The organism is Streptomyces spiralis (genome assembly GCF_014654675.1).
GTDB classification, from domain to species: domain Bacteria; phylum Actinomycetota; class Actinomycetes; order Streptomycetales; family Streptomycetaceae; genus Streptomyces; species Streptomyces spiralis.
In genome coordinates this window covers 25,456-44,722 of the sequence record NZ_BNBC01000059.1, presented here as the reverse complement: position 1 = coordinate 44,722, position 19,267 = coordinate 25,456, and the positions used below count along the sequence as shown (strand labels likewise).

At 69.2% G+C, this 19,267-nt stretch carries 20 protein-coding genes; 10 read left to right on the top strand and 10 right to left on the bottom strand.

What is annotated here, in order from left to right; all coding sequences use genetic code 11:
- Positions 1–88: 88 nt before the first annotated feature.
- The 7 genes from IE318_RS38565 to IE318_RS38535 all read right to left on the bottom strand — a co-directional run bounded on the left by IE318_RS38565 (position 89) and on the right by IE318_RS38535 (position 7,155).
- Positions 89–862 carry an SDR family oxidoreductase gene (locus tag IE318_RS38565; protein ID WP_189907564.1) on the bottom strand — a complete coding sequence of 258 codons (774 nt, stop codon included), beginning with the start codon at positions 860–862 and terminating at the stop codon, positions 89–91.
- Positions 862–1,755 carry a dihydrodipicolinate synthase family protein gene (locus tag IE318_RS38560; protein WP_189907563.1) on the bottom strand — a complete coding sequence of 298 codons (894 nt, stop codon included), beginning with the start codon at positions 1,753–1,755 and terminating at the stop codon, positions 862–864. The genes IE318_RS38565 and IE318_RS38560 overlap by 1 nt, the downstream gene beginning before the upstream one ends.
- Positions 1,756–1,768: 13 nt before the next feature.
- Complete coding sequence (locus IE318_RS38555; protein WP_189907562.1) at positions 1,769–2,554, bottom strand: enoyl-CoA hydratase-related protein; 786 nt, start codon at positions 2,552–2,554, stop codon at positions 1,769–1,771.
- Positions 2,551–3,741: a CaiB/BaiF CoA transferase family protein gene (locus IE318_RS38550; protein ID WP_189907561.1), complete on the bottom strand. Its 1,191-nt coding sequence runs from the start codon at positions 3,739–3,741 to the stop codon at positions 2,551–2,553. Before IE318_RS38550 ends, IE318_RS38555 begins: the two co-directional genes overlap by 4 nt.
- Complete coding sequence (locus tag IE318_RS38545; RefSeq protein WP_189907560.1) at positions 3,738–5,093, bottom strand: FAD-dependent oxidoreductase; 1,356 nt, start codon at positions 5,091–5,093, stop codon at positions 3,738–3,740. Before IE318_RS38545 ends, IE318_RS38550 begins: the two co-directional genes overlap by 4 nt.
- 11 nt (positions 5,094–5,104) lie before the next feature.
- On the bottom strand, positions 5,105–6,406 hold the full coding sequence (locus IE318_RS38540) for an MFS transporter (protein WP_189907559.1): 1,302 nt from the start codon (positions 6,404–6,406) through the stop codon (positions 5,105–5,107).
- Between the two features lie 101 nt (positions 6,407–6,507).
- Entirely contained in the window at positions 6,508–7,155 is a 648-nt protein-coding gene (locus IE318_RS38535; protein WP_229904035.1) for a helix-turn-helix domain-containing protein, read from the bottom strand.
- A gap of 543 nt (positions 7,156–7,698) precedes the next feature.
- On the opposite strand from IE318_RS38535, the gene IE318_RS38530 reads away from it, so the two are divergent.
- Positions 7,699–8,391 (top strand): hypothetical protein, encoded by a 693-nt coding sequence (locus IE318_RS38530; RefSeq protein ID WP_189907558.1) that lies wholly within the window; start codon positions 7,699–7,701, stop codon positions 8,389–8,391.
- Between the two features lie 311 nt (positions 8,392–8,702).
- On the top strand, positions 8,703–11,117 hold the full coding sequence (locus IE318_RS38525; protein ID WP_229904034.1) for a DUF8508 domain-containing protein: 2,415 nt from the start codon (positions 8,703–8,705) through the stop codon (positions 11,115–11,117).
- A 162-nt stretch (positions 11,118–11,279) separates the two neighbouring features.
- Here the strand turns inward: IE318_RS38525 and IE318_RS38520 are convergent, their stop codons facing one another.
- Positions 11,280–12,395, bottom strand: a complete 1,116-nt coding sequence (locus IE318_RS38520) for an FAD-dependent oxidoreductase (protein WP_189907578.1) — start codon at positions 12,393–12,395, stop codon at positions 11,280–11,282.
- A gap of 62 nt (positions 12,396–12,457) precedes the next feature.
- Complete coding sequence (locus IE318_RS38515) at positions 12,458–13,429, bottom strand: Clp protease N-terminal domain-containing protein (RefSeq protein WP_189907557.1); 972 nt, start codon at positions 13,427–13,429, stop codon at positions 12,458–12,460.
- Positions 13,430–13,503: 74 nt separating this feature from the next.
- Between IE318_RS38515 and IE318_RS38510 the strand changes: the two genes are divergently transcribed.
- The 8 genes from IE318_RS38510 (at position 13,504) to IE318_RS38475 (ending at position 18,311) form a co-directional block, all read left to right on the top strand.
- Complete coding sequence (locus IE318_RS38510; protein ID WP_189907577.1) at positions 13,504–13,863, top strand: excisionase; 360 nt, start codon at positions 13,504–13,506, stop codon at positions 13,861–13,863.
- 350 nt (positions 13,864–14,213) lie between these two features.
- Complete coding sequence (locus IE318_RS38505) at positions 14,214–14,639, top strand: organic hydroperoxide resistance protein (RefSeq protein WP_189907556.1); 426 nt, start codon at positions 14,214–14,216, stop codon at positions 14,637–14,639.
- Positions 14,640–14,730: 91 nt separating this feature from the next.
- Positions 14,731–14,967, top strand: coding sequence for a hypothetical protein (locus IE318_RS38500; protein ID WP_189907555.1), 237 nt, complete (start codon positions 14,731–14,733; stop codon positions 14,965–14,967).
- Positions 14,968–15,104: 137 nt separating this feature from the next.
- Positions 15,105–15,827, top strand: a complete 723-nt coding sequence (locus IE318_RS38495) for a molybdopterin-dependent oxidoreductase (protein ID WP_189907554.1) — start codon at positions 15,105–15,107, stop codon at positions 15,825–15,827.
- Complete coding sequence (locus IE318_RS38490) at positions 15,775–16,467, top strand: cytochrome b/b6 domain-containing protein (protein WP_189907553.1); 693 nt, start codon at positions 15,775–15,777, stop codon at positions 16,465–16,467. Before IE318_RS38495 ends, IE318_RS38490 begins: the two co-directional genes overlap by 53 nt.
- A 71-nt stretch (positions 16,468–16,538) precedes the next feature.
- Positions 16,539–16,994 carry a MarR family winged helix-turn-helix transcriptional regulator gene (locus IE318_RS38485; RefSeq protein ID WP_030179846.1) on the top strand — a complete coding sequence of 152 codons (456 nt, stop codon included), beginning with the start codon at positions 16,539–16,541 and terminating at the stop codon, positions 16,992–16,994.
- 117 nt (positions 16,995–17,111) lie between these two features.
- Positions 17,112–17,624 carry a peptide-methionine (S)-S-oxide reductase MsrA gene (gene msrA, locus IE318_RS38480; protein ID WP_189907552.1) on the top strand — a complete coding sequence of 171 codons (513 nt, stop codon included), beginning with the start codon at positions 17,112–17,114 and terminating at the stop codon, positions 17,622–17,624.
- A 93-nt stretch (positions 17,625–17,717) separates the two neighbouring features.
- Positions 17,718–18,311 (top strand): CGNR zinc finger domain-containing protein, encoded by a 594-nt coding sequence (locus IE318_RS38475; RefSeq protein ID WP_189907576.1) that lies wholly within the window; start codon positions 17,718–17,720, stop codon positions 18,309–18,311.
- A 94-nt stretch (positions 18,312–18,405) separates the two neighbouring features.
- Here the strand turns inward: IE318_RS38475 and IE318_RS38470 are convergent, their stop codons facing one another.
- Complete coding sequence (locus IE318_RS38470; RefSeq protein WP_189907551.1) at positions 18,406–19,014, bottom strand: TetR/AcrR family transcriptional regulator; 609 nt, start codon at positions 19,012–19,014, stop codon at positions 18,406–18,408.
- Positions 19,015–19,267: the final 253 nt, after the last annotated feature.

Below are 19,267 nucleotides of genomic sequence, written 5' to 3'. Positions count from 1 at the left end.
CGGCGGTCATCGGCATAGTCGTCCTGCTCGTCTGGGCGATCTACGAGAGGCACCGGCGCTCGAAGTCCGGCAAATGAAGCCCGCACATTCACAGGCCGCGGACCAGGCCGCCGTCGCAGCGCAGCGCGGTCCCGGTGACGTACGAGGCGGGGGCGCCGCACAGGAAGGCGGCGGCCGCGCCGAACTCGGCCGGGGTGCCGTACCGTCCGGCGGGGATCGCGGCTTGAGAGGCGGCCTCGACCTCGGCGACCGGGCGCTGCTCGCGCTCGGCCCGTGCGGCATCCAGAGCCGCCACCCGCTCGGTCGCGATCCGGCCGGGCAGCAGCAGGTTGACGGTGACGTTGTCGGCGGCCACCTCGCCGGCGAGGGTTTTGAGGTAGGCAGCGAAAGCGGCCCGTCCGGCGTTGGACAGGGCCAGTCCGGGCAGCGGCTCGGCGACCCCGCTGGAGCCGATCGCCAGGATGCGGCCCCAGCCGCGACGGCGCATCGCCGGCAGGGTCAGCGCCACCAGCCGCTGCTGGGCCAACAGCAGCGAGTCCACGGCCGCGGCGAGGTCGCTGGTGTCGAGGCCGACGGCGGTACCTGGCCGCGGGCCGGGGCCGTTGAGGACCAGGATGTCGGGATCGCCGTAGGCCTCGCGCGCCACCTGGATCAGGGACTGCGGCCCGTCCGGGACGGTGAGGTCGACCTGGACACCGATCGCGTCCTGCAGCCCTGCGGCGATCTTTTCGGCGACGTCGCCGCGCCGCCCGGACACCACGACCGAGGCGCCCTCGGCGGCCAGCGCTTCGGCCACCGCCCGGCCCATGCCGCCGGTGGAGGCGGCGACCACGGCGACCCGGCCGCGGATGCCGAGGTCCATCACCGCACCTCCTTGGGCAGTGCGGCCAGGTGCCGTTCCAGCTGCGGGACCAGGGCCTCGGGCAGCTGCGCGGCCGGCGGCCGCACTCCCGACTCCATGATCAGGCCGCGACGCCGGACGGCCTCCTTGCGCAGCGCCAGCCCGATCCGGGCCTGCGCCTCGAAGTTGACCAGCGGCAGGTACGGCAGGTAGGCCTCCCGGGCCGCCTCGTAGCCGCCGCTGCGCCAGGCCTCGACACAGGCGATCAGTCCCTCGGGGCAGGAGAACCCGGTCATCGCTCCGGCGGCGCCGGCCGCCAGTTCGTCGAGCAGGCCCAGCCCGCCCAGACCGCCGAAGACCGGTACGTCCAGTTCGGTGGTCAGCAGGGCGACGGTCGCCGGAGTGGGCGGCGCCTCGGCCTTGACCGCGACCGTGGAGGGGACCGCGCGGACGGCGCGGACCAGGTCGGAGGTGCGGATCGTGACCCGGCTTGTCTCCGGGTAGTCCTGGACCACGATCCCGGCGCCGGTGGCGTCGTGGACCGCGTTGAGGTGAGTCGCGACCACCTGCGGGTCGTGGGAGTTGATCTGCACCATCACCCCGGCGAGCCGGTCCCCGGCAACCTCGCGGGCCAGCCGGGCCTCTTCCAGCACCGGCGCGGTGGCAAGAGCGGTGACCCCGACGACCAGCGGCAGGTCGACGGCGTCGGCCACCGCCTCCAGCACGGTGCGGCGCTCCTCGGTGGAGAGCCGGGCGGCCTCGCCGAAGACGCCGAGCACCGTCAGACCCGTGGCCCCGATCCGCTCGTAGTGCTTCACGAGCCGGGCCAGACTGGGCTCGTCCACCTCGAGGGCGGAGCCGAGGAAGGGCGTGGGGACCACACCCCATACTCCGGGGGCGAGTTGTGCGGACATCAGTGGGCTCCCCTCATCGTCCGGGCCAGACGGGCGGCCGCTTCTGCTGGAAGGCGAGCACGCCCTCCTTGGCGTCCTCGCTGTCGAGCGCCGCCATCAGCGCCGGGGTGCGCAGCTTGTGGGCGTCCTGCGCCGACAGCCCGTCCCCATGCTGGACCATCTGCTTGATGGCGCGCAGCGAGGTGGGGGCGCAGGCGAGGATGTCGGCGATCCAGCGGTCGACGGCCTGGTCCAGCTCCTCGGCCGGGACCACCTCGTTGACCAGACCCATCCGGTGCAGTTCGGCCGCCGAGGCGCGGCGGCCGGTGAGCAGCAGCCCCATGGCCTGGGTGTGCGGCAGCCGGCGGACCAGCTGGAAGACGCCGCCGTCCAGTGGGATCCGGCCGACGCGGGGTTCGGTGAGGCCGAACCGGGCGTGGTCGGCGGCGACGACGATGTCGCAGCCGAGGACCATCTCCATGCCGCCGCCCAGGGCGTAGCCGTTGACCCGGGCGATCACCGGCACGTCCAGGGTGGTGCGAAGGCTCAAGCCGCCGAAGCCGTTGGGGTCGAGGCCGGCCCAGTACTGAAGGCCCGTCTTGTCGACCGCGTCGGCGGACATGTCGGCGCCCACGCAGAACGACCGCTCTCCGGCACCGGTGACGACGACCACCCGCACGTCCGGGTCGGCCTCGATGTCGGCCCAGATCTCGTTGAGCCGGGCGTTGGTCTTGACGTCCACCGCGTTGAGGACGGCGGGACGGTCGATGGTGACGTAGGCGATGTGCCCGTCCCGTACGTAGCGGACCTCGTCGGTCATCGCAGGACACCCTTCTCGCGCAGGAGCTCGATCTGCTCGGTGGTGTAGCCGAGTTCGGCGAGCACTTCGGTGCCGTGCTCGCCGAGCCGCGGCGGGACCCGGCGTATCTCGGCGGGGGCGGCGGAGAGGTGGAGCGGCGCGTTGAGGGCGCGGATCCGGCCGGCGACCGGGTGGGCCATCTCGACGATCATCGCGTTGACCGCGGTCTGCTCGTCGTCGAGGGTCTGCTCCAGACTGCGCACCGGGGCGCAGAGGATGTCCTCGTCCTCGAGCCGCTTGACCCAGTGGCCGGTGGTGTTGCCGGCCACCGCCCGGGCGAAGATCTGCTGCAGCTCGGCCCGGTGTGCGAACTGCAGGTCGAGGGTGGCGAATTCGGGGCGCTCCGACAGGTCCTCGTCGAGTTCCAGGGCGCGGCTGATGTGGTGCAGCGGGTCGGCCTTGAAGCCGCCGACCATGATCAGTGCACCGTCGGTGGTGCGGAACACCCCGGTGAGCGGCATCGCGGCCCAGTTGATCTCGGAGCCGCGGTTGAGCTGCTGGCAGGCCTCCTGCATCTGCATGTGGAGCATCGAGTCGTACATCGACACCTCGACCTTCTGCCCCTGGCCGGTGCGGTCGCGATGCAACAGGGCCAGCAGGATGCCCTGGAGCAGGTGCATTCCGGTGGTGTAGTCGCACAGGGTGGTCGGGTAGAGGGTGACGGGGTCGTCATCGGAGACCCGGCGCCACATCACTCCGCTGTACGCCTGCGCGATGGCGTCCTGCCCGCCCTTGTGGGCGTACGGGCCCTGGGTGCCGAAGCCGGTGCCGGAGGCCCAGATGATCCGGGGGTTGACGGCGCGCAGCGCGTCGTAGCCGAGGCCGAGCCGCTCCATCACGCCGGCCCGGAAGTTGCTCACCACGACGTCGGCGGAGCGCACCAGTTCCTGGACGGCCTGCCGGCCCTCCTCGGTGCGGGTGTCGATGGCGATGCTGCGCTTGTTGCGGTTGATCGACAGAAAGATGGGGTTGTCCAGGCCGGCCGCGTCCGGGATGGAGGTCCGGGAGATGTCACCGGTGCCGGGCCGCTCGACCTTGATCACGTCGGCGCCGTAGTCGCCCAGCATCTGGGTACAGGACGGGCCCATGAAGACCTGGGTGAAGTCGATGACGGTGACGCCGCTCAGCGGCTGTGCGGTGGCGGTCATGCCACGGCCTCCTCGGGCTGGTCGACGGTCGCGTTCTGCGCGGGGATGTCACCGGGGTCGGCGCCCTGCTCGCGCATGCGGTGCTGGATGACGGCCGGGTCGATGTCGCGGACCGGTACTCCCTGCTCCACCGCGGTGGCGGCGGCGATGCCGGCCGCCTGGCCCATGGCCATGCAGGGCGGGATCTCGCGGGAGATCCGCTGTGCCTCCGGGGTGGCCGAGTAGTGCCGGCCGGCGACCAGCAACTGGTCGACGCCGCGGGGCAGGAGCGCGCGGTAGGGGGTGTAGTAGTCGCGGCCTCGGGCGACGCTGTCGGTGAAGTGACGGCGGGAGGTGATGTCGTCCTTGGTGACCACGTACTCGCCCTGCAGCAGCCGGGTCTGCCGGACGCCCATCTGCTCGGCGACGTCGAGGAGATAGGCGTTCGCGAAGCCGGGCAGGTCGGACTTGATGTGGTCCAGGACGGCGCCGATCCGGGCCCGGGCCTCGAACTCGGCCTCCGTGAGCGAGCGCGGGTCGGTACCGTCGAAGCCGGTCATGTGCGGGCAGTTGCACCAGACCACACCGGGGACGGGCGTCTTGAGCCACCACAGCTCCCAGGCGCCGCCGAGCATCCGCTTGATCTTGCGGTTGACGGCCCGGGCCTCGCGCGGGTTCTCCTGCTCGAAGCGCTCGGCGGCCGCGGTGTCCACCCCGCCGAGCCGGAACACCAGGGTGACCAGGTAGTTGTCCTGCGTGTAGGAGGCGCCGGCCCGGGAGGCCACGTCGATGTCGCCGGTGGTGTCGACGACCACGTCGCCCATCACCGCCTGCGGGCCGGCCTTGGTCTCGCAGACCACGCCCTTGACCGCGCCGTCCTGCACCACCGGCCGGGAGAACCAGCTGTGCAGCCGCAGGTTGACGCCGCTTTCGCGGATCAGGTCGTTGGAGACCCGCTTCCAGCCGTCGGGGTCGAAGGCGACGGCGTAGCAGATCGGCTTGGGGTTGGTGTGGGAGTGGAAGTCGAAGGCGCCCCAGCGGCCCCACCTGGCCCACGTCTCGGGCGACGAGTAGCGGTCCTCGGGCGGCGGATAGACGGCGAGTCCGAGCTTGGCCATCCGCTCGACGTACTCGTCGACGATCCCGGTGACGGTGATCTCGTTGTCGTTGATCATGTCGTCGAGGACCAGGACCATGCCGCCGGAGGCCAGGCCGCCGAGGGCCGAGTAGCGTTCCAGCAGGGTGACTTCGGCCCCGGTGCGGGCCGCGGCAACGGCCGCGCTGACCCCGGCCGGTCCGCCGCCGACCACGATGACGTCGGACCGCTGGACCACGGGTGCCTCGATGGCGTCGAGAGAGACGGTCTGGGGCATCTGAGTTCCTTTCAGCTGCCGACGCGGACGCCACCGCGGCGGAGGACGAGCACGTAGAGCAGGACGCTGAGCAGACAGAGGGCCGCGCCGTAGACGGGGAACGCCCAGCCGGCGCCGAGGTCCTGGAGCCACAGCAGGAGGTAGGGAGCGGTGCCGCCGAAGCCGGCCACGCCGATCGCGTAGCCGAGGCCGACGCCGGTGACCCGGCAGCTGGTCGGCATCAGGGTGGCGGCGACGGTGTTGTACAGGCCCATGGTGAAGGCGAGCACGGGTGCGCCGACCAGCATCACCACGGTGAACATCGCGATGCCGGGCTGCTGGTAGGCGAGGACGATGAAGATCAGCGGCACCACGGCGAGCCGGGAGGCGAGGAAGGTGCGGGAGATCCGCTTGCGGTCGGCGAGCCGGCCGACGAGCGGGTAGAGCGCGGCGACGCAGATCCCGGCGAGGGTGGAGACCAGGAAGACGGTGTCCGGGTTCTCGTGGTAGGCGGAGCGGGCCAGGTTGGGCAGTCCGGTGGCCCAGGTGTAGTTGAGCGCCTGGGCGCCGGCCACGACGAAGACGATCGCCAGGAGTGCCAGCCGGTGCTGCCAGACCTCGGCCCAGACCTGGCCCACCCGGGCCGGCCCGGTCTGTGGCTGGCTCGTGGTGTGCAGGGTTTCCGGCAGGGCGCGGCGCAGCCAGAGGAAGGCCAGTCCGCCGACGGCGCCGACCGCGAACGGGATGCGCCAGCCCCAGGACGCCATGGCGTCGGGGGCGATGACCGAGGTGGTCAGGAAGCAGACCAGGGAGGCGCCGACGATCCCGGCCTGTACGTAGATGCTGATGATGCTGCCGAAGCGGGCGGTGCTGCCCTCGGGTGCCAGTTCCACGATGTACGCGGAGTTCAGTGGGGCCTCGATGCCGGTGGACAGTCCCTGCAGGATGCGGCTGGCCAGCAGGATGACTCCGGCCCAGACGCCGATGCTCGCATGGCTGGGCAGCAGGGCGATGATCAGGCTGCTCAGCACCATCGAACCGATGGAGAAGAGCATGATGGCGCGTCGGCCCATGCGGTCGGCGAGGGTGCCGAAGACGATCGCGCCGAGCGGTCGGGCGGCGAAGCCGACCGCGAAGACGGCCAGCGCGGACATGGTCTCGGCGACGGAGTTGCCGGACGGGAAGTAGAGCGGGCCGATGTAGGAGGCCAGGAGCCCGTAGACCATCCAGTCGTACCACTCGACTGCGTTACCGCCGCCGAGGGCCAGCAGGGCGCGACGGTGGGAGAGGGATTTTCCGGTGGCGACAGAGTTTCTGCCGATGAGTGATGCCATGGTGGGGCACCTCATGGGGAGGCGCACGGGACAAGGCCGTGCGGGACCGGCGCCCGGGCCTGAGGCGGGGGCGTTGGGGACGGGGCGGCGTGGGGCCTCGCCTACCAGCTGGGCGGCGTGACCACCCAGATCGAGGTGGCGGGCTCGTCACCGGGGTTGACGTACCAGTGGGGAATGCTGGAGGAGTACGTGATGGAGTCGCCTGCTTCGAGCCGGTGCCGGACGCCGTCGAGATAGACGTCCTTCACACCGGAGAGCACGATGCCGAACTCCTCGCCGTTGTGACGGAAGGGGTTGGCGCTGGTGTCGTGGCCCGGCTGGGTGACCACCCACAGGACCTCCAGAGCGCCGTTGAGCGACGGGGTGAGCAGCTCGAAACGGTCGCCGTCCGCCACGTCCGAGCCGTGGAATTCCAGGCTGCGGCGTTCGTGGGCACGGACCACCGGGCTGACCTGCTCGACGAGGTGGAACAGCCGTCCGATCGGGACGTCCAGACCGTGGGCGATCTGTACCAGGCTGGTGAAGGAGGGGTTGCCCTTTCCTCGCTCGACCTGGCTGATCAGTCCGGTGCTGATGCCGGATCGGCGGCTGAGTTCGTCCAGGGTCAGGCCGGCTTGCTTGCGCAGTGCTTTGATCTGCAGGCCGACCGTGGCGGCCAACACATCGAGGTCCGGCCGGCCGTCCGGCATCGGTGCGTCGGTGTCGTGCACGGTCTCCACCTGTCCCTGGAGGGCTGTGTTCTGCGACATATTGAAGACCTTCACGATGCTGAAAAACAACCCCCTGATGTTCATCTTGTTGGTGCCGGGCAGGCCCCGGCCCGGAGGATCGACAGAACCCGCAGCTCAGGGTGCGCACCAGGCAGGCTGATGCACGATGGGGGACCGCGGCGAGCGCACCGGAGCCGTCCCTGGCGGTGGTGCCCCTGATTTCGGCGACCCTGGGCCCAGTGGTTCCCTTGGATCCGCACGACCGACTTGGCGGTGGCGCGCCCCTCGAAGGTGGCCTTCCAGGCGCCCTACCCGGAGAGGCCGTTGAGCGCTGCTGAGGCTGCCGCGATGGATCTGTCTACCTGCTCATGCCGGAATGTGGCCAGTTGGAGCTGTCGTCAGCTCGCAGCGTCGGTCGGGGACTTGAGCGACGGGATCGCCTTCCCTCGCCTCCCGAGCGGGCGCCGCTCGAACCGCGGATCCTCACAGCTTCCCGTGATGAACACGATTTCATCACTACATCTCCACAAATCACTGCGGGCGCGGGAAGATTCATGGCTCAAGCAATCTTCTGGGGGGACCATGAATCACGACATCACGCCACCGCCCATGCCGAGCTACGGGCCGCCCGTGCCACCCGCGCCGCAGCCCCAGGCGAAGAGGCACCGCACGGTCGTCATCGCCGTGGCCGCGGCCGTCGTTGCTGCGGCTGTCTCCGCCGCCGTCACGGCCGGCGTCACCGGCGAGGGCGACACCAAGGCGGCACCCACCGTCACCGTCACGGAGACCGTCGGCGACGACAGTGCCGACGCGGCGTCCGACGACACGACGGCCCCTGCGGACGACGCGACGGACGACGCCACGGATGAGGGCACCGGCGGCGACGTCTACACCCTGACCGACACCGTCGCCTACGAGAACGACGTCGCCGTCAGCCTCTCCGGGTTCCGACGGGCCGTGTCCAGTCAGTACGCGGCACCCGAGAACACCGACTACGTGCGGTTCACCGTCAAGATCAAGAACAGCGGCAGCAAGACCCTCGACACCACCGGACTCACCGTCAACTGCTCCTACGGTGAAGACGGGCACAGCAGCGAATCGATCTTCGACAGCGAACACGGCCTCGACGGAGGACCCGACACCAAGCTCCTCGCCGGAAGGTCCATCAATGTGCCCTGGGGCTGCGAGCTCCCGAAGGCGGGAAAGCTCATCCAGATCGAAGTGTCTCCCGACATGGAGTCAGAAAGCGCGATCTTCACCGGCACCGTGAAATAGACGGCAGTGGCCCCGAGCGGCGTCTGCTGAGCGAAGGCGTGCACCGGCGGTCGAGCCGTCCCGGAGTCCGGAAGTCCCGAAGTCCGGAAGTCCGGAACGGGGCTCGACCGGGCGTGCCTTGGCCACGGGTCAGGCGGTACCTGAACGCCGCGTGTGGGCGAACGGCCGGCGAACGTCAGCCACCCATCAGGTAAGACTCCTTGTACGACGTGCGTCTACGCGCGTATCTTGACGCCAACTTGAAGCATCACACACCCCCCACATCTCCGCCGCGCCTCTGACACAACTGCTCCCGCGAGAAAGAGTCTCACGTGACACGCATACCCCCGGCCCTGCGCGGCCGAGGTGCCAAGGCCCTCCTTGTCGCTCTGCCCGTCGGCCTCACAGGGTCGCTCGTCGCGCTTCCCTTCACCGCGCAGGCCGAGCCCTCCTCGGACGCCGTCATCTCCGAGGTGTACGGGGGAGGCGGCAACTCCGGTGCCTCGTACACGAACGACTTCGTCGAACTGGGCAATGCCGCCACCGCCCCCTTGGACCTGGGGGGCTGGTCCGTGCAGTACCTGCCCGGATCGCCCACCGCCACCAGCAAGTGGCAGGTCACCCCGCTCACCGGCGCCATTCCCGCGGGCGGCACCTACCTGGTCCAGGAGGCCAAGGGCTCCGGCGGCGACACCGCCTTGCCGACGCCCGACGCCTCCGGCACGATCTCCATGTCAGCGACCACCGGCACCGTGGCACTGGTCCACTCGACGACTCCGCTCACCTGCCTGACCGCTGCCGACTGCGCGGCGGACGGCACCGTCAAGGACCTGGTCGGGTTCGGCACCGCCGTGGTCCGTGAGGGGTCTCCCGCCACGGGAGCCGGCAACACCACCTCGGTCTCGCGCGACACGAAGCTCACCGACACCGACAACAACGCCACCGACCTCACGGGCTCCGTGCCGAGCCCCCACAACACCGCGGGTGGCGGCTCCGGCGACCCGTCGCCCACCCCCACGCCCACTCCTACCCCTGGCAGCCTCCGCATCCACGACATCCAGGGCACTAGCCGGATCTCCCCGCAGAGCGGCAGGACCGTCACCAATGTGCCCGGCGTGGTGACCGCTGTGCGCAGCACCGGCTCGAAGGGCTACTGGATCCAGGACCCCGAACCGGACGGCAACCCGGCCACCAGCGAGGGTCTCTTCGTCTTCACGGGCTCCGCCACGCCTCTGGTCAAGGTCGGCGACTCGGTGCTCGTCTCGGGCAAGGTGAGCGAGTACTACCCCGGTGGCAAGAGCAGTGGTTCGCAGTCCGTCACCGAACTGACCGGCCCGACGGCCGCCGTGCTGTCCGCGGGCAACGCGGTGCCCGCGGCCGAGGTCATCGACTCCTCGACGCTGCCCGACGCCTACGCCCCGCAGGCACAGGGCGGGAACATCGAGTCCGTGGAACTGCAGCCCGGTGCCTACGCGTTGGACTGGCTGGAAGCCCACGAGGGCATGCTGGTGCAGATCGGCGACTCCCGCGTGGTGGGCGCCACCAACGCCTACAACGAAACCTGGATCACCACCAAGCCCGCCCAGAACCCGACTCCGCGGGGCGGCACCATCGTCACCGGCTACGACGACCCCAACTCCGGGCGGCTGCTGGTCACGTCGTTGACCGGTGACCAGCTCAAGGCCAACGTGGGCGACACCCTCGCCGGCACCACCACGGGCGCCGTGGACTACTCCAACTACGGCGGCTACAACATCCAGGCGACCACTCTCGGAACGGTCGAGCCGGGCGGACTCACCCCCGACGTGGCGAGCAAGGGCAAGTCCAACGAGCTCTCCGTGGCGACGTACAACGTCGAGAACCTCGACCCGACCGACCCGCAGAGCAAGTTCGACCGGCTGGCCCAGGGCATCGTCACGAACCTGGCGGCCCCGGACATCGTGAGCCTGGAGGAGATCCAGGACGACAACGGCCCCAAGGACGACGGCACGGTCACGGCGGGCACGACCATCGCCCGGTTCATCGACGCCATCAAGGCGGCCGGCGGCCCGTCGTACGACTGGCGCGCCATCGACCCGGTCAACGACTCGGACGGCGGCGAACCCGGCGGCAACATCCGCAACGTCTTCCTCTTCAACCCGCAGCGTGTCACCTTCGTGGACCGGCCGGGCGGCGACTCCACCACGGCCGTCGAAGCCGTCAGCGACGGCACGAAGGGCGTACGACTCTCGGTCTCCCCGGGCCGGATCGACCCCACCTCGGACGCCTGGACGAGCAGCCGCAAGCCGCTGGTCGGCGAGTTCGTCTTCCGCGGCAAGCAGGTCTTCGTCGTCGGGAACCACTTCAACTCCAAGGGCGGCGACCAGCCGGTGCACGGCGCCTTCCAGCCGCCGACGCTGAGCTCCGAGACCCAGCGCACGGCCCAGGCGAAGGAGGTCAACACCTTCGTGTCCGGCCTGCTCGACAAGGACTCCAAGGCCAAGGTCGTCGTCCTCGGTGACCTGAACGACTACCAGTTCTCCAAGCCGCTGGCCGCGCTCACCTCCGGTGGTGTCCTCACGGACCTGATCAACACGCTGCCGGTGAACGAGCGGTACAGCTACGTGTACGACGGCAACTCCCAGACGCTGGACCACATCCTGGTCTCACCCGCCGTGAAGAAGCCCGAGTACCAGGTCGTCCACATCAACGCCGAGTTCTCCGACCAGACGAGCGACCACGACCCGCAGGTGGTGCGCTTCAAGTAGGCGGTGCGTCAGACGTCAGACGTCCGACGTCCACCGTCCGAAGCGCCGGTGTGCCGTGCATGCGACCGTGTGCACGGCACACTTGAATCCGTCAGCGGGTGAATCCGTGAGCGGGTGATCGCGCCGGCTGGGCGACCGGTTGCCTGGTCGATCCGAGTACTTTCAGCCAGGCTGGAAGAACGCAAGCATCTTCCGGCCGGCGTCCGGTGACGCCAGGATTGCCTGGACGTGCGCGGACTGCCGGCCGGCGGCGCTGGTGCGTTCGAACATCTCGCGTTCGTATTCCCGGACGGCGGCGGCAAAGTCGTCCGGGTGTGCGGCCAGTGCCTGGCCGAGCAGGGCGCCGTCGAGCAACGCCATGTTGGCGCCCTGCCCCACAGGGGGCATAAGGTGCGCGGCATCGCCGAGCAGCGTGACACCTGGCGTCGACGGCCAGGTCAGCCCGACCGGAAGAGTGGTGATCGACCGCGGCAGGACCATGTCGTCGCAGGCTGCGATCAGTGCGGTGAACCGGGAGTCCCAGCCGGTGAACAGGTCGATCAGCCGCACCCGCGCGGCGGCTGGGTCGTCGAACGGGATCCCGCTGGTGGCGAACCAGTCCTCGGCGGTGTTGTAGAAGCTGAGGTAGATGCGTACGCGGCCGTCGCCGTTGCGCTGCGCCGACAGGGACTGTCCGTTGCCGAGCACCCAGTAGTTGCCGCGCCCCACCATCGCCGCGAGATCGGGGTGGGTGCGGTCGATGTCGGGAATACCGAGCTCGACGACGTTTTGGCCAGTGTGCGCCGGTCGGGCGTCGGTGAGCAGGGCGCGGACCCGGGAGCCCGCGCCGTCGGCGCCGACCAGCAGGTCGTACGTCGCACTGCTGCCGTCGGCGAAGTGCAGCAGGCCGTTGTCGGCGGACTCGAACGTATGCCCCCAGCGCACCGCGTGGGCGGGGAGGGAGTCCAGCAGCAGGTCGCGCAGATCGGCACGGTCGACCTCAGGTCGTTCGAGCGGGGCGTCGTCGGGCGTGTCCTCCTGGAGCAGCAGGGTGCCGTCCGGCTCGAGAAGGCGTAGATCCTGGCCCGCACGACGGGCGATCGCGTGGAACTGGTCGATCAGGCCGGCCTCGCGCATCGCCCGCTGCCCGGTCCCGGAGTGCAGATCGAGCATGCCGCCCTGGCCGCGCGCGCCACGCGACGACTCACGTTCGTACACGACGGCGTCGATCCCGTTCACGTGCAGCACACGGGCAAGGGCCAGGCCGCCCAAGCCGGCCCCGACGATGGCGATGGTCATGTTTGCCTCCGATAAGCCGTATGCCTCTGCCGGGAACCTGGTCAGTTGTGGTCGCAGCCGGTTCACCGGCGGAGCCGGGGCCTGAGGACCGTACGCACGGCCTTGGCCACCTTGCTCTCGGCGGATCCGTCCTCTTCCTCGGGTTCCGGTTCCAGCAGGCGCTGCATCTGGAGCAGCAGATGGTTGGTCGACCGCCACAGCGGGACGAACATGCCGGCGACCGGCCCGACGCCCTGGATCAGGCCGTCGGACAGCTCGGTGACCTTCTTGGCGAGCGTGACCGTTGCCGGGTCCCGCAGGATCAGGTGCACTTCATCATCGACCAGCCGGATGTCCATCTTGCGCGCCGCGGCTTCCTCCGGGTTCGCGTCCGTGGTCGTCTCCGGATCCAGTTCGTCGATCTTGGCGGCGACCGTGTCCGGGTCGACGCCGAGTTCGCGCAGCACCCTGGCCGCCATGCTGTTCTCCGCCCGCAGCATCGCCTCGAGCAGGTGATGGCTGCCGACCGGTGCGCCACCGGCCAGCGCTCTGGCGGCGGCTACGGTGTCCTCGGTGGCGGGTGTGCCTGCCGGCCATGAGCCGGCCGCGACATCCTGCGAACCTTCCACGGATGCCAGCACCGCGGCACGGACCTTGCTGATCGGACTGATCCGTTGGGCAAGCACCTTCGCGCCGGCGCCCCCTCCTTCCCTGATCAGGGCGAGCAGGATGTGTTCCGTACCGATGTGGTTGTGATGAAGCTGCTGCGCCTCGCGCAGCGCGAGTTCCAGCGTCTCCTTCGCGTGCGGTGCGAACGGGATATGTCCGCTGAGCTCCTCCGTGCCGGGCTTGACCACCGCGGCGACGTCGACCTGCGCCGTCTCCTTGTCGTATCCGAGTTGGTGGAGAACTTTCGCCGCCACGCTGTCCTGCACGTCGAGCAGCCCCAACAGGAGGTGCTCCGTGCCGATGTGGTCGTGCTTGAGCAGCCTCGCCTGCTCCTGGGCCGCGACGACCACCCGACGGGCTTTCACCGAGAACCTTTCAAAAGTCATGGCTCTATGGTCGCAACCATGTCAATACACTGTTATTGATAGGGCTCCATGCCAAAGGGAGGGGTGTGGGTGTGATGGAGACACCGTCGGACTGGGAGGACCGGCTCGCGCGCTGGCAGAACGAGCTGGAGTTGTTCGAGCAGTTGGACGAGAGCCGCTGGGTCACGTTGGCCAAGGCGGAAGCAGAGACCGGCGTTTCCCGCTCGGCCCTGCGCTCCTGGTACCGCAACGGCGAGATCCAGTCCCGGCTGGTGGACGGCCCGAACGGGCCACAGCGCCTGGTCCAGTTGGAGGCGGTGATCCAGCGCGCCGCCGCGTCACCGCGCATCCAGCGCAGGGCAGAACGAGAAGTCAGCCTGGAAGCCCAAGTCACCCTGCTTCGGCACCGGGTTGACCAGCTTGAGCTGCGCCTGGCCGCGTTGGAGCGGAAGTGACCGGCGCGAGAAGCACCGCGCCGTAGGTCCGGAACAGTTCCACCGTCGCCGGATCCGCTTGCTCATCCACCGCAGGGTCTGCTCGCGGCCGGCGGCCTCGGCGAGGTCGGCCTTGAGGTCGGCGCCGATTACCGGCGGTGGGTCAAGCACGACCGTCTCGACCACGGCGGTGTCATATCGCCATAACCGTCGGCCATGGCAGCGACGGCGTCCCACTACACCACGATCACCACCTTGACGGGTGACGCACTGCCCTGCCATGATTTCGTCACCGCCTCAACCGGTGATGCATGTCGAGCGTGAACGGAGAGGCGTCACATAGGAACCGACCCGCATGGGGAGCGCAAGCCATGGCAGTCAGCTACACCGCCGTCGTCAACGTCGACGGAGAAGGCCGCAACGGCGGCCACGTCCATTCCTCCGACGGCCTGCTCCAGACCGGCCTCGCCCTCCCCAGGGAACTCGGCGGCGTCGGCACCGCCACCAACCCCGAACAGCTCTTCGCCGCCGGCTGGGCTGCCTGCTTCCTCGGTGCTCTGCGCCGTGCCGCCGGCATCCGCAAGATCAGGCTCACCAGCACGGTCATCACTGCGGAGATCACCCTCACCCACGGCGACGACGGCGAATTCTCCCTCTCGGCGACCCTCAACCCGACCCTGGGTGGCGTCGACCAGCAGACCGCCGAAGAACTCGCGCACGCCGCGCACCAGATCTGCCCCTACTCCAAGGCCACCCGCGGCAACATCCCCGTCACCATCAACGCCGCCGCCGCCTGACCTGCCCCCTGGCCGACCCCAACCCGCACCTTCCCCTGCCACCAACCACACCGGTGCCGACCGGACAGAGACGGGCCAAGGCATGACCTCCATGACGTACACACCCGCACACATCGCCGAGCAGCGTCGGTCCGCCGGCGTCGGACTCTCGGCCACGGCCACCGTCGGTTCCTCCGCCGCCGTCGACACATCCGCGGCCTTCGGTGTCGCGCCGTCCGAGGCCCCCGATATCCCGGGCGGCGACTGGCCCGATGCCACGCAGGTCTGGAGCTGGGCAGCCGACGCGGCGATGTCGGGGTACGGTCCGGCAGGTTCCCGCTTCGACTGACGACTGTCACCACTTGAACAGGTGACGATAGTGAAGTCGGACGGCTCGCCGGTGTGCACACGTGTGTGCGGCCGACCGCTGCCGTTCACACGGCGGCGTGCCGCCGGGATCGTCGCCCCCTCGAAGGAGCACTGACCATGGCAGAAAAGCCGAAGCGCACGCCCGCCGGCGCACCCGTAGGGCGGCGGGCGATGCTGGGCATGCTGGGCGCGGGAGCCGCGGGCCTGGCCGCCGCCCCGTATCTGCAGCGCGGCTGGGAAGGGTTCCTCGGCGCCGCTTCGCAGGTCGACGCGACGGGCATCACCGGGCTTCTGCCCAATCCGGGCGGCTTCCGCTACTACAGCGTCGTCGGCTCGGTGCCCCGCAAGAACGAGACGAACTACCAGCTTCGCGTCGGCGGACTGGTGGACCGGCCGAGGACGTACACGCTGCCCGAACTGCGTGCGATGCCGCAGACCCGCGTTGTCGGCGACGTCGTGTGCACCGACGGATGGCGGGTGGACAAGACGCCCTTCGAAGGGGTGAAGCTGGCCGACCTCCTGGACGCCGCCGGGGTGCGTTCCGAAGGTGCGGCGGTCCGGTTCAGATGTTTCGACGGCGCCTACACCGAAAGCCTCACTCTGGAGCAGGCGCGCCGCTCGGACGTCCTGGTGGCACTGAACATGCAGCACAAGCCGATCACCCACGAGCACGGCGGACCGGTCCGCCTCTACGTGGCCCCCATGTACTTCTACAAGTCGGCCAAGTGGCTGTCCGGCATCTCGGTCACCGACAAGGTCGTCCCCGGCTACTGGGAGGAGCGCGGTTATGCCGTCGACGGCTGGCTCGACGACGCCGAGCGGCACAACGACGCGGCCTGAGCCGCCCGACAGGGTTCGCCGTTTCAGTACTGCCGAGCGCATGATTCACCGGGCCACCGGGTGGCTGATGCTGCTCTGCCTGGTGACCTCCGCCTGCCTGTACATCGCTCCGCTCGCCCAACTGGTCGGCCGGCGTCCCCTCATGGTCACGATCCACGAGTGGTCGGGCATCGCCCTTCCGGTGCCCTCCCTGCTGGGACTCCTCTCCTCCGACTTCCGCGCGGACCTGCGCAGGCTGAACCGCTTCGCTGTGTACGACAGACAGTGGCTTCGGAGCGTCCGCAGGCGCCGCACGTCCCCCGAGGCGCGCCCGGCCGGCAAGTTCAACGCGGGCCAGAAGATCTACGCGGGCTGGATCGCGGGTGCGGTGCTCGTGATGATGTTCACCGGACTGCTGATGTGGTTCATCGGACTGCTGCCCTTGGTCTCGCGCACCAGCGCCATCTTCGTGCACGACTGTCTCGCCTGGGCGATCGTCATCGTCCTGCTCGGCCACATGCGCAAGGCGTTCGAGGATCCGGAGGCAAGGCTGGGAATGCGCACCGGCCACGTCAGCCGGTCCTGGGCGGACCGGCACCACGCCCGGTGGCTGCGCGAGGAGTCCGTTGCCGGCGTGCCCGAGAAGGCGGACACGGTCTAGCGGACTCATGGCCCGGAGTCCAGTGCCTGTACCGTCGCGGGCGGTCGGCCTCCGCCAACTACACTGTGCGCATGCCGACCCCGACGACGATCGAGCCTCTCAGTCAGGACGAGGAGGCGTTCCTGCGCGTTCTCGGCAGGGTGATGACACAACTGCCTCGCGTCGTCGACGCCGAGATGCTCAAGGAACAGCCGATCACCGGCGGGGAGTACATGGTCCTGGTGCACCTTTCCGAAGCACCGGACAACCAGCTGCGCATGAGCGAACTGGCCCAGGCCTGCGGGCTCTCCCTGAGCGGCATGACCAGAGTGGTGAACCGCCTGGAATCGCAGTCGCTCGTGCTGCGCCAGAAGTGCCCGGAGGACGGGCGGGCATGGCTCGCCGTGCTCACCAGTTCCGGCTGGACACAGCTGAAACAGGCGTGGCCCACGAATCTTGCGAGCGTGCGACGTCACATCTTCTCCCGTCTGGAAGGCTGCGACATCGTTGCGGCCACGCGGGTGCTGGAGCGCATAGCGCCCATGTGACGGAAGCGCGCCGACGTCCGTCCACCGGTTACCACCTTGATAGGTGACGAGAGTACCCTCATCCTGGTGGGTCCTGGTCGGTTGCCAGGCAGGTCTCCTAAGGAAAGACGATGCGCCATGACTGACGTGCACGAAAAGGCCGTACTGGCGGGCGGTTGCTTCTGGGGTATGCAGGAGCTGATCCGGACGCTTCCCGGTGTGGTCACGACGCGGGTGGGCTACAGCGGCGACGACATGCCCCATCCCACGTACCGCGACCACGGGAAGCATGCCGAGTCGATCGAGATCACTTTCGATCCCGCTGTCACCGACTACCGCACCATCCTGGAGTACTTCTTCCAGATCCACGATCCGAGCACGAAGAACCGGCAGGGCAATGACGTGGGCCTCAGCTACCGCTCCGCCATCTTCTATCTCGACGACGAGCAGCGACGCATCGCGCAGGACACCATCGCCGATGTCGAGGCGTCGGGGTTGTGGCCGGGGCCGGTGGTGACCGAGGTCGTACCCGCCGGCCCGTTCTGGGAGGCCGAGCCTGAGCACCAGGACTACCTCCAGCGTTACCCGGACGGCTACACATGCCACTTCCCGCGCCCCAACTGGAGGCTGCCGAAGCGCGCAGCGTCCTGATCGGTGACGGACCCGGCGTACCTTGCCGGAGTGCCGCGCGGCCGGGGCGCCAGGAGACTTGTCGTGCTTCTCGTCACCTGCCAAAATGGTGACATGGTGCATGTCTTCAAGTGCGGTGCTCCGGTGCTGGACTTCGTCGGAACGCTGCGCGCACGGCGCAATGCCGTGCCCACCGAAATGCTCACGAGTCCGGAGAGTCTCGAGGCCTGGTTCCGTGAGTCCGGTCTCGTCGACGGGGACACGCCCTGCAAACCGTCCGACGTGGAGCGGGCGATCGCTCTTCGTGAGGCGGTCTACCTGCTCCTGGTCGCCACGCTGGCGGGCGACGACTATGACGCCGCCGCTCTGGAGCTGGTCAACGGCACGGCGCGTACGCCGTCCGCAGTGCCCCAGCTCACCCGGGAGGGGCGCCGCGTCGATGCGACGCCGCAGCAGGCGCTGTCGTCGATCGCGCGGGAGGCCGTGCGGTTGCTCGGCGGACCGGAAGCGGCGTTGCTCAAGGAATGCAGCAGGCCCGAGTGCACCCAGGTCTATCTCGACCGGTCGCACGGAGGCCGCCGGGAGTGGTGTGCCATGGACCCGTGCGGCAACAGGATCAAGGCGGCTGCCTATCGTGCGCGCAAGCGGACCGAGGCACGGGGAGCCTCGCCCGCGCGGGCGGCCTCGCCGTCGCGGTCGCGCCGGTAGCGCTGTGGCGCAGGCCTTCCGCGTGCCGACAGCGTGAGTGCCGGTCCGGCCGGACCACGCGTCAGCGAGCGGGTGCGCGACCGCGTCCGCCGGGTCAGACCTGCACCGGTGTACGAGCACCCAGGAGTGCCAGGCAATTGGTCCAGAGGGCGTTGAGCGGAGAAGTGTTGTTGTAGAGCTTGGCGAACAGCACCTGGCCCTCGAGCTGGGCGACGACCGACTGGGCGGCGGTACGCGTGTCCGCCACGGTCACCTCGCCGCGCGCACGGGCCTCGGTGATGACCGCCTCGACCATCTCGACCTGGGCTTCGAAGATCTCTTGGAGCCGTTCGCGTACGGCCTCGGTCTGATTGCTCATCTCCAGGGAGAGATTTCCGAACATGCAGCCCGAGATCGTTCCGCAGCTGTCCTGGCCGGCCTGCTGAGTGGCCTGTGTCGCCTCGAACAACTGCCGCAGTCGCTGAAGTGGCTCCGCGTCGTCCTTGAGGATCCGGGTCCACTCGCGTCGTTCTGCGGCCCAGTGTTCGTCGATCACGGCGAGCGCGAGCGCCTCCTTCGACTCGAAGAAGTAGTAGAAACTGCCCTTCGGCACGCCTGCCGTCTTGCAGATCTCGGCCACGCCCAGAGCCGAGTAGCCGCGCAGCTCGATGAGTGACCGCGCGGCGGTCAGGATCTTTTCCTTGGCATCACTTGTCCGGCCCATACCACGAGTATACGACCGATCGACTATGACAGAGTAGGCCGGCTGCCGACGTTTCCTCTCTCCGTACGAGGCTGAGGCTCCCAGCATTGAGGATGCCGGTCCTGGATCGTGCCATGGTCGCGGGCGCACCCTGAGGGCATGGTGAGCGGACGGACCGGTACCCCGGAGGCAGCACCCGACCTCGGCCATCTTGCCGCCGCGCGGAGGAACGCAAGCGCACGGCTCCCGACAGGCAGCGCCACCCACGACCGGT